Source organism: Parachitinimonas caeni (genome assembly GCF_030129945.1).
Lineage (GTDB): Bacteria > Pseudomonadota > Gammaproteobacteria > Burkholderiales > Chitinimonadaceae > Parachitinimonas > Parachitinimonas caeni.
Genome location: NZ_JARRAF010000230.1, coordinates 1 through 346 on the forward strand (window position 1 = coordinate 1; position 346 = coordinate 346).

Consider the following 346-nt stretch of genomic DNA (forward strand, 5'->3'; position numbering starts at 1 on the left):
CCTCGACCGCAGCCAGCTCACCTTCAAACAGGACGGCAAAGACCTCGTCATCGGCGTGGTCGGCGATACCAGCCGCAGCGTGCGCGTGCTCGGCCACTTCAACGGCGGTGACGCCGCAGTGGCTTACGTTCAGCCCAAGGGCGGTAACGCGCTGTCCGCTGCCGACATCGCCAAGCTGATCGCGGGCGGCGGTGGCGCCCCGACCAACCAGACCCTGACCGGCACGGCGCAAGCCGACAAGCTGACCGGTGGAGCCGGCAACGACACCCTGAACGGCCTCGCCGGCAACGACACCCTCGACGGCGGCCTCGGCAACGACAGCCTGGTCGGCGGCGCCGGCGACGAC

General features: G+C 70.2%; 1 protein-coding gene. It reads left to right on the forward strand.

All coding sequences use genetic code 11. The annotated features are described in order from the left end of the window. Nucleotides 1-346 (forward strand): calcium-binding protein (locus tag PZA18_RS25835; protein WP_407951220.1); only part of this gene is annotated, 346 nt, incomplete at both ends.